Here is a 9,966-nt window from a genome sequence, read left to right as displayed (position 1 = left end):
CCGCGGCGCCGAAGCCGGTGCCGGGGCCGAGCACCACGCGGGCGCCGCCGGGCACGTGACGGCCCGGCACTTGGCCGGCCGGTCCGATCGGCGTGAGGTCGTGCGGCGCGATGCCGGCGGCACCCGCCGCCACGGGCACGTAGTCGTTGACCACGACGCAGGTGGACAGGCCGAAATCGGCGCCGATCCGGGCGCCCTCGATCACCCACCGGGCATTGGTCATCTGCACCTTCGGCCCGTCGACGCGGCCGGCGATGGCCAGGATCGCCGAGCGCGGCGGCGGGCCGCCCGCGCGGTCCTTGGCGAGCGCCGCGCGGATCGCGCCGGACGGGTCGGGATGGCGCGCGGTCTCCTCGTGCGAGAGCAGGCGCGGCGCGGCGCCCTTGGCGTCGATCAGTGCGAAGCGGGCGTTGGTGCCGCCGATATCGCCGACGAGGACCGGAAACGCGAACATGCGGCACCCCTTCTCCTGACCCGTGCGGGCCGTGCCGCCCGACGCGTCGCTTCGACCTCGCGCGGGGCCGCCGCTCAGGCGGCCGGCAGCGCGTCCGGATCGATGGCGCCGCCCGCCGCCCATCCGGAAAGCAAGGCGCGCACCGCCTCCGGGTCGGGAAGGCGCCGCGCCGCCGCGGTCGCGCCGGGGCCGACGCGGATGCCGAGCCCGCCCGCCTCGGCCACGCTCGCGAAGGCGATCTCGTCGGTGCGGTCGTCGCCGAGGAATACCGCGCGGCGGCCGGCATAAGGGGCGTTCCTCAGGAAGGCGCGGATCGCATGCGCCTTGGTGGCCGAGGCCGGCACGATCTCGCCGACCGCCTTGCCGAGTTGGAGCCGGTAGGCGCCGGCAAGCTCGGCGGCGACCGCGGTGACCGCGGCTTCCGCCCGCCCGGCATCCGCCGGGGTCGCGAGCCGCCAGTGGACGGCGACCGACGCGCCCTTGTCCTCGATCAGCACCGCGTCGAGGTCGGCGATCATCGCCCGGAGCCACCTGATGCGGGCGCGCAGCTCCGGGTGGTCGGCCGGACTGCCGCCGGCGAGCACGCCGTCGACCCGGTGCTCGACCCCGTGCAGGCCGGCGATGTCGAACGCCGCCGGCGCGAGGAAGTCGTCGATCACCGAGACCGGCCGGCCGGTGACGATCGCCAGCGCCCCGCCGAGCCGGGAACGCAGCGCCTCCAGCACCGGCACGAGGCCGGGATCGACCCGGACCAGGTCCGGGCGCGGCGCGATCTCGACCAGCGTGCCGTCGAAATCGAGGAAGAGGGCGATGGGGGTGTCCAACGTCGGGCTCCGGCTTGACGATCGGGGCTAGCACGCCGCGGCGTTTGGGCAAACGCCTGCCGCGACCGCCCTATCTGTCCGCGGGCGACAGCGAGAGGACGACGCCATGCATCCGACCCCATCCCCCGTGAGACCCGGCCAGGAGAGCGTCTGGGACTATCCGCGCCCGCCCCGCCTGGAGCCCGTCGCCGCGAGGCTGACGGTGGTGCTCGGCGGCCGGACCATCGCCGAGACGGTGGCGGGCTTCCGGGTGCTGGAGACCAGCCATCCGCCGACCTACTACTTCCCGCCCGGCGACGTGGCGGAAGGCGTCCTCGGGCCGCCGCGCCGCGCCGGGATCTGCGAATGGAAGGGCCGCGCCGTGCTGTTCGACGTGCGGGCCGGCGCGGGCGCGGCCCCTGGTGCCGCATGGGCCTATCCCGACCCGACGCCGGGCTTCCGGCCGATCGCCGGCCACGTCGCGTTCTATGCCGGCCCGATGGAGGGCTGCTTCGTCGGCGGCGTCCGCGCCGCGCCGCAGCCCGGCGGCTTCTACGGCGGCTGGATCACGCCGGGCATCGTCGGCCCGTTCAAGGGCGGCCCCGGAAGCCAGGGCTGGTGAGGCGTCTCGATCTGGCCCGCACCGTCCCGACCGCTACATCCCGGATCACGGACGCGAGGACCAACCCATGCCGGACGCGATCGACGTGAAGCCGCAGGACCTCGGCTTCGACCCGGAACGCCTGGAGCGCATCGACGCCTGGATGGCCCGGCTCGTGGCGGACGGGAAGCTCGCCGGGCTGTCGGTGACGGTGGCCCGGCGCGGACGCACCGCCTTCCAGCGCGCCCGCGGGCTCGCGGACCTGGCGCGCGGGACGCCGTTCACGGCCGACACCGTCACGCGCATCTACTCGATGACCAAGCCCCTGACCTCGGTCGCGGTGATGCAGCTCTACGAGGAGGGCCGGTTCCAGCTCGACGACCCGGTCGCGCGCTTCCTGCCGGACTTCGCCGCGATGCGGGTCGCGACCGGCGGCAGCCGCGCCAGGCTCGAGACCGAGCCGGCCCGCCGCCCGATCACCATCGGCGATCTCCTCACCCATACCGGCGGCCTGACCTACGGCTTCATGGAATCGACCCTGGTCGACGCCCTCTACCGCCAGCACGGCGCCGACTTCCTGCGGCCGGATGCGAGCCTCGCCGAGGTGGTGGCGACGGTGGCCGGGCTGCCGCTGCTGGCGCAGCCGGGGACGGCGTGGAACTACAGCGTCTCGACGGACGTCCTCGGCCACCTCGTCGCGGTCGTCTCCGGCCGGGACTTCGCCGATCACCTGCGCGAGCGCGTGATCGCGCCGCTGGGCATGGTCGACACCGACTTCTTCGTGCGGCCCGAGGCCATGCCGCGGTTCGCGGCGAATTACGCCTACGACCGCGAGGGCCGCCTGACGCTGTACGACGATGCCGTCGAGACCGCTTTCGCCGCGCCGCCGGCGATCGCGGGCGGCGGGGGCGGCCTCGTCTCGACGGCGTCCGACTACCTGCGCTTCTGCCGCTTCATCCTCAACGGCGGCGTGCTCGACGGCGTGCGGCTGCTCGGGCGCAAGACCGTCGCGCTGATGACGACGAACCACCTGCCCGGCGACCTCGCCTCGGTCGGGACGCCGCGCTTTGCCGAGTCGTCCTATCACGGCATCGGCTTCGGGCTGGGGTTCTCGGTGATGCTCGATCCGGCGAAAGCCCAGATCGTCGGCACGCCGGGCGAGGTCGCCTGGGGCGGCATGGCCTCCACCGCCTTTTGGATCGACCCGGCCGAGGATCTCGCCGTGGTGCTCCTGACCCAGCTCGTCCCCTCTTCCGCCCTGCCGATCCGCAAGGAACTGCGGGTGCTGACCTACGCCGCGCTGGCGGATTGATTCCCGCGATTCGGCGCGACGGCGGTCGGCCGCTCGGACGAGCGCCGGCGCGCTGTGCGCCCGTGCCGGACGGGGCGCCGCGGGGGCCGCGCGGCAGGTGCCGCGCCGGCGGATGCGGGCGCCGGCCGAGGCCGTGCCCGCCTACTCGTCGGCGGGCGCGGCGGACTCCGCGGGTGCGGCGGCGGCCGGGCCGGCCTTCGCGCCGGGCCTCGGCGCGCCGGGCTTGGCCGCGGTCGAGCCGGTCGCCGCGGGCTTGGCCGCCATGTATTCGGGGTCCGTGCGCGGGCCGCCGGGCCCGTTCGTTGCGCCAACCATCTGGCCCGGCGCCACGTCGGTGACCCGGTTCCAGGTCTGCGACTTGCACAGGAAGGCGATCAGGCAGCCGCGCACCGTCAGCTCGGCCGGCGTGTCGGTCCAGATCGTGACGTCGTAGGACTTGCCGTCCTCGGAATTGTAGATCTTGCCCTCGTAGCGGGCATCCGCGTTCGGCTTCAGGCCCATGATGAGCTGGTGGCCGAGCGAGGCGCGCGCCTGCTTCTTGGGATCGGGGTTCCTGAAGTCGATCCGCGGCTGGCCCTTGTCGTTGAGCGGCACCTTCAGCCACACGACGTAGCCGCAGACGCTCTTCTCGCCCGGCCCGCACTTCTCGATGCGGACACGGGCGCGTCCGTCCTCGACGAGCCACGTACCGCTCGGGTCCGCGGGTGTCGCGGCCTGCGCCGCCCCGGACAGCAGCGCGAGTGCCGCCGCACGTCCGGCCCAGGCGCCGATCCCCGCGCCGATCCGTCGAAACGTCATGCCGAATCCTCCCTCGCGCGAGCCCGCGCCGCGCCCGTCGGCATACCGAAGCTCGGCTCGGCGGGCCGGTGCGCCCTTCCCTGCAAGTCCCCTTGCACGTCCCCGCCATCCGCTCCGAAGGTGACGGGATCATGGCCGCGGCCTACGCCGACTGCAGCACGGCCGCGACGTAAATCCGGGTCACCGCCGGGAGGTCGGCATCCGTGGCCGGGCGCAGATGGAGGTGCATCGGGTGGACCACGCAAGACGGGGGCCGGCGCATCGGCACCGGCCCCCGTGGTCGAAGCGATCCGCGATCCCGGCCGGATCGCGGGCGGACTATTCGGCCGCGGTCATCTCGGCGGTGAAGTGGCCGCACCAATCCTGCGAGGCCACCACCGGCCACAGGCCCTTCGAGTCGGGAGCCGGCTGGCTCACCGGCGGGTTGAAGCGGCACAGGCCCTGGTCGCCGGACGCCTGGGCGCCGTTGGTCTTGTGGTCGTCGAAGAAGCGGCAGTGGTCGCAGGACGCGCTGGTCGAGGTCATGAGGTCTCTCCGTTCCGGTATCCGTTGCGGGCCTCGGGAAACGTCGCCGGCCCCGTGCCCGTCCGTAGTTCTTAATTAGAACAGATCCAATGAAGCGTCAACGGGAGATCCGCCGCTTGGTTTCCGCCGCCGGGCCGAAGCGGCGGCCCCGGACCCTTCCGGCCGCCGACGGGCCGCATCCGCGCCGGGCGGAAGGACCCGGTCGGCGGCGGCGCGCTCACGCATCGGGTCCTGGCGAGCGCCGACCGGCATCGACTTGGCCGTACCCCTCCCCTAAACCTTGGCAGGGGGCCGGCCGCGGCGCCGGTTCGGAGGGTCTCAGTCCATGACGCCGGAAACCGAGTCGGTCCTCGAATCCGCCACCGCGCTCGCGACGACCGAGGCGAAATCCGCCCGCGCCGGCCTGATCGACGCGGCGGCCGCGATCGTGGCGCGGCGGGGCGGCCCCGGCGGCTTCGTCCGCGACCTGTTCGGGCGCGTGCCCCCGGAAGACCTCGCCGCCTACCCGGCCGAGGCGCTGGCCGACCTGGCGATCGCGGCCCGCGGGCACCTCGCCGAGCCGCGCGCGCCCGGGGCGCCCTCGGGCCTGCGGCTCGCCGATGTCGGCATCGCCGGCGCCGGGCGCATGCGCGAGCTGACGGTCGTCGAGGTCGTCAACGACAACCGGCCCTACCTCCTCGACTCGACGCTCGCCGAGCTGACCGGGCAGGGCCTGACGCCCGACCTCGTCGCGCACCCGATCCTCGGCGTCGAGCGGGACGCGGCCGGCGCGCTGCTCCGCGTCGTCGGGGAGACCACCGCCGACGCCCACGGCGCGCTCAACCGCGAGAGCTTCATCCACATCCACCTCGACCGGCTCGATGCCGGCGCGGCGCGCGAACGCGTCGAGACCGGCCTCGCGCAGGTGTTCCGCGACGTCGCCCTCGTCACTGACGACCACGACGCGATGCTGGCGCGCCTCGGGGACCTCACTGAGGGCTACGGCCGCAACCCGCCGCCGCTCCCCGAGGGCGAGGTCGCCGAGGCGCGCGCCTTCCTGCACTGGCTGCGCGACGGGCACTTCACCCTGCTCGGCATGCGCGAGCACGCCCTGTCCGGGGAGGCGCATCCCGCATCCGATCGCGAGAGCCTCGGCATCCTGCGCGACCCCGGCCTCGCGGTGCTGCGGCGCGGCCGCGCGCTCGTCGACATGACGCCCGAGATCGTCGCCTTCCTCGAAGAGCCGCACGCGCTGATCATCACCAAGGCGAGCCTCAAGGCCCGCGTCCACCGGGCGGCGCACCTCGACTACGTCGCCGTCAAGCTGTTCTCCCCCACCGGCAAGCTCACCGGCGAGGTGCGCATCGTCGGCCTGTTCACGGCCTCGGCCTACACCGCGCTCGCCCGCGAGGTGCCCTACCTGCGCGGCAAGGTGGCGGCGGTGGTGGAGAAGGCCGGCCTCGACCCGACGAGCCATGCCGGGCGGGCGCTGCTCGCCGTGCTGGAGACCTACCCGCGCGACGACCTGTTCCAGATCGACGTGGAGCGGCTCTCGCGCTTCACCCTGGCCATCGCCGACCTCGCCGACCGGCCGCGCATCCGCGTCCTGTCGCGCACCGACCGGTTCGGGCGCTTCGTCTCGCTCCTCGTCTTCGTGCCCAAGGACCGCTACGATTCGGCCGTGCGCGCCCGCATCGGCGCCTACCTCGCCGAGGAACACGGCGGCCGGCTCTCGGCGACCTATCCCGAGCTGCCGGACGGGCCGCTGGCGCGGATCCACTACATCGTCGGCTTCTCGGAGGCCGGCGCGGCGGAGCGCGACCCGGCCGTCCTCGAGGCGGGCATCGCCGCCCTGGTGCGGACCTGGGGCGATGCCCTGCGCGCGGCGCTCGCCGACGCCGTGGGCGGCTCCGAGGCGCGGGCGCTGGCCGCGCGTTACGGCGGCGGCTTCTCGGCGGCCTATCGCGAAAACTTCTCGGCGGATGTGGCCATCGCCGACATCGCCATCCTCGAATCGCTCTCCGAAGGCCGTCCGCGCGCCGTCGCCATCGACCGCCGCGACACCGACCCGCCGGCGCAGGTGCGCCTCAAGGTGTTCTCCCGCGGCGCGTCGCTGCCGCTCTCCGACCGGGTGCCCGGCCTGGAGAACCTCGGCTTCCGGGTGATCAACGAGCGGACCTACAGCGTCCTGGCCGCGGGCGGCGACGCCAAGGTCTGGCTGCACGACATGCTGCTGGAGCGCGCCACCGGGGCGGCGATCGACATCGGCCCCCTGGAGGCGCTGCTGGAGGCGGCGATGCTCGCCATCGCCGCGGGCCAGGCCGAATCCGACGGCTACAACCGCCTCGTCCTGGAGGCGGCCCTGCCCTGGCGCGACGCGGCGCTGCTGCGCGGCCTCGGCCGCTACCTGCGCCAGCTCCGCGTCAGCTACGGCCAGGACTACCTCGCCGCGACCCTGAGCCAGCATCCCGCCATCGCCAGGGCGATCGTGGCCCTGTTCCACGCCCGCTTCGACCCGGCCGCCGCGGGCGACCGCGCGGCCGGCGAAGCGGCGGCCCGGCAGACCATCGAGGCGGCGCTCGCCGGCGTGACCAGCCTCGACGAGGACCGCATCCTGCGCCGCTTCGTCAACCTCGTGGAGGCCGCCGTCCGCACCAACTTCTTCCAGAAGGCGGCCGACGGGAGCCCGCGCGAGACCATCGCCTTCAAGTTCGCCTGCGCCAAGGTGTCGGGCATGCCGCTGCCGCGGCCGTTCTTCGAGATCTTCGTCTACGCGTCCCGCGTCGAGGGCCTGCACCTACGCTTCGGCTACGTGGCACGCGGCGGCCTGCGCTGGTCCGACCGGCCGGAGGATTTCCGCACCGAGATTTTGGGCCTCGTGAAGGCGCAGCAGGTCAAGAACGCGGTCATCGTGCCCGTCGGCGCCAAGGGCGGGTTCTTCCCCAAGCGCCTGCCCCCGGCGTCCGACCGCGCGGCGTGGCTTGCGGAAGGGACCGAGAGCTACCGCATCTTCATCCGCACGCTGCTCGAACTCACCGACAACTTCGTCCGCGATGCCGTCGTGCCGCCCGCCGACACCGTGCGCCACGACGGCGACGACGCCTACCTCGTGGTCGCCGCCGACAAGGGCACCGCCACCTTCTCCGACATCGCCAACGCGCTGTCGCTGGAGCGCGGCCACTGGCTCGGCGACGCCTTCGCGTCCGGCGGCAGCCAGGGCTACGACCACAAGGGCATGGGCATCACCGCCCGCGGCGCCTGGGAGGCGGTCAAGCGCCACTTCCGCGAGATCGACGTGGACACGCAATCCGACCCGGTGACGGTGGTCGGCGTCGGCGACATGTCGGGCGACGTGTTCGGCAACGGCATGCTGCTGTCGCGCACGCTGAAACTGGTCGCGGCCTTCGACCACCGCGACGTCTTCCTCGATCCGACGCCCGACATGGAAGCCGCCTTCGTCGAGCGCAAAAGACTGTTCGACCTCGGCCGGTCGAGCTGGGCCGATTACGACGCGTCGCTGATCTCCACCGGCGGCGGCGTGTTCTCCCGCTCCCTGAAGAGCATCCCGCTGTCCGCGGAGGTCCGCGCGGCGCTCGGCTTCGACAACGGTAACGCCTCGCCGGCCGAGCTGATGCAGGCGATCCTCAAGGCGCCCGTCGACCTGCTGTGGTTCGGCGGCATCGGCACCTATGTCCGCGCCACCACCGAGACCGACGAGCAGGCCGGCGACCGGGCCAACGACGCGGTGCGGATCACCGGCCCGGAGATCCGCGCCAAGGCGGTCGGCGAGGGCGCCAATCTCGGCCTGACGCAGGCCGGGCGCATCGAGGCGGCGCGCGCGGGCGTGCGGCTCAACACCGACGCCATCGACAACTCCGCCGGCGTCAATACCTCCGACGTCGAGGTGAACATCAAGATCGCGCTGATGACGCCTGAGCGCGACGGCCGCCTCGACGCGGCGGCCCGCAACGCGCTCCTGGTCACCATGACCGACGAGGTCGCGCATCTGGTGCTGCGCAACAACGAGTTGCAGACGCTGGCACTCTCGCTCGCAGAGCATCGCGGCCTCGGCGAGACGGGCTTCGCCCTGCGCACGATGCAGGCGCTGGAGGCGGAAGGGCGCCTCGACCGCGCTGTCGAGGTCCTGCCGGACGACGCCGCGCTCGCCGAGCGCATGCGCCGCGGCGAGGGCCTGACGCGGCCCGAATACGCGGTGCTGCTCGCCTACGCCAAGCTCTCGCTCTACGACGCCATCCTAGCGAGCCCGGTCCCCGACGACCCGTATTTCGACCGCGAGTTGCAGCGCTACTTTCCGAAGGCCTTGCGCGAGACGTTCCCCGACGCGGTGAGGGGGCATCGCCTGCGCCGCGAGATCATCGCCACCGCGCTCTCGAACATCATCGTCAACCGCGGCGGGATCTCGCTCGTCACGCGGCTGACGGACGAGACCGGGGCGGACGCCGCCACCATCGCCAAGGCCTACGCGGTGACCCGCGACGCCTTCGGCCTGATGGAACTGAACGCGGCGATCGACGGGCTTGGTGGAAAGGACGGGCTTGGGGCAAAGGACGGGCTTGCCGGCCGGATCGGCGGCCGGGCGCAGGTCGGTCTCTACGCCGAGGTGCAGGATCTGCTCGCCGACCGCATCGTCTGGTTCATCCGCAACCTCGACCTCGCCGGCGGCATCGCGCCGCTCGTGGCACGCTACCGCGAAGGCATCGACGCGGTGCTGGCCGCCCTGCCGAACGTGCTCGGCGAGGCGGCGCGCGCGGCGATCGGGCGGCGGCAGGCCGAACTGGTCGGGCAGGGCATGGACGACGCGCCGGCTTTGCGCCTCGCATCGCTCCGCGCGATGGCCTCGGCGCCGGACATCGTCCGCGTCGCCGGAACCAGCGGCCGGCCGGTCTCGGAGATCGCGGCGACGCATTTCGCCCTGGAGCGCGCCTTCTCCCTCGATGCGCTGGCCGCGGCGGCGCGCGCCGCGCCGGTCTCCGACACCTTCGACCGCGTCGCCCTGGAGCGCGCGGTCGCCGGCATCTCGACGGCCCACCGGCAGCTCACCGCGGAGGTGGTCGGCGACATCGGGCCCGGTCCCGACGCGGTCGCGGCCTGGAGCAGGGCGCGCGGCCCGGCGCTCACCCGCATCCGCGCGGCGGTGGACGCCATCGCGGCCTCGGGGATGACCGTCTCGAAGGCCACCGTCGCGGCCAGCCTGCTCGGGGACCTGGCGCGGGCCTGAGCCCGGCCGCGCTCGGGCTAACCGGCCCGACGGCCGGGACGCTTCAGAACGGCCCCATGCGCATGTCGAGCATGCGCTGGTTGTGCTCCAGCCAGAGGCGCAGCATCTCGGCGACCAGGCCGGGCTTCTTCGCGGCGCCGGTCGCGGGTCGGGCAAGGGACGTGCTCATCGGTTCAGCTCCGGTGCGTTTCGGCCGGATCATATACCGCGACTCCGAAGGAATCCGTTTTTTCTGTTTTCAGGCAGCGATTTGCG

General features: G+C 73.5%; 8 protein-coding genes. 3 read left to right on the top strand and 5 right to left on the bottom strand.

Going from position 1 to position 9,966, the window contains the following annotated elements; all coding sequences use genetic code 11:
* Positions 1-394 (bottom strand): glucokinase (locus ACFE86_RS18745; protein WP_375456835.1); only part of this gene is annotated, 394 nt, incomplete at its 3' end.
* Positions 395-528: 134 nt separating this feature from the next.
* Positions 529-1,278, bottom strand: a complete 750-nt coding sequence (otsB, locus tag ACFE86_RS18740) for a trehalose-phosphatase (RefSeq protein WP_375456834.1) — start codon at positions 1,276-1,278, stop codon at positions 529-531.
* A gap of 106 nt (positions 1,279-1,384) precedes the next feature.
* On the opposite strand from otsB, the gene ACFE86_RS18735 reads away from it, so the two are divergent.
* Positions 1,385-1,879 carry a DUF427 domain-containing protein gene (locus tag ACFE86_RS18735; RefSeq protein WP_375456833.1) on the top strand — a complete coding sequence of 165 codons (495 nt, stop codon included), beginning with the start codon at positions 1,385-1,387 and terminating at the stop codon, positions 1,877-1,879.
* Between the two features lie 67 nt (positions 1,880-1,946).
* On the top strand, positions 1,947-3,170 hold the full coding sequence (locus ACFE86_RS18730; RefSeq protein WP_375456832.1) for a serine hydrolase domain-containing protein: 1,224 nt from the start codon (positions 1,947-1,949) through the stop codon (positions 3,168-3,170).
* Positions 3,171-3,311: 141 nt separating this feature from the next.
* Here the strand turns inward: ACFE86_RS18730 and ACFE86_RS18725 are convergent, their stop codons facing one another.
* A complete protein-coding gene (locus ACFE86_RS18725) occupies positions 3,312-3,968 on the bottom strand; it encodes a DUF2147 domain-containing protein (protein ID WP_375456831.1) in 657 nt (218 codons plus the stop codon).
* A 318-nt stretch (positions 3,969-4,286) separates the two neighbouring features.
* Positions 4,287-4,493: a hypothetical protein gene (locus ACFE86_RS18720; RefSeq protein ID WP_375456830.1), complete on the bottom strand. Its 207-nt coding sequence runs from the start codon at positions 4,491-4,493 to the stop codon at positions 4,287-4,289.
* A 325-nt stretch (positions 4,494-4,818) separates the two neighbouring features.
* On the opposite strand from ACFE86_RS18720, the gene ACFE86_RS18715 reads away from it, so the two are divergent.
* Positions 4,819-9,711, top strand: a complete 4,893-nt coding sequence (locus ACFE86_RS18715; protein ID WP_375456829.1) for an NAD-glutamate dehydrogenase — start codon at positions 4,819-4,821, stop codon at positions 9,709-9,711.
* Positions 9,712-9,754: 43 nt separating this feature from the next.
* Here ACFE86_RS18715 and ACFE86_RS18710 read toward each other — a convergent pair whose 3' ends face one another.
* A complete protein-coding gene (locus ACFE86_RS18710) occupies positions 9,755-9,880 on the bottom strand; it encodes a hypothetical protein (RefSeq protein WP_375456828.1) in 126 nt (41 codons plus the stop codon).
* Positions 9,881-9,966: the final 86 nt, after the last annotated feature.

This window comes from uncultured Methylobacterium sp. (assembly GCF_964244095.1).
Classification (GTDB): Bacteria; Pseudomonadota; Alphaproteobacteria; order Rhizobiales; family Beijerinckiaceae; genus Methylobacterium.
This window is presented reverse-complemented; position numbering and strand designations above follow the sequence as displayed.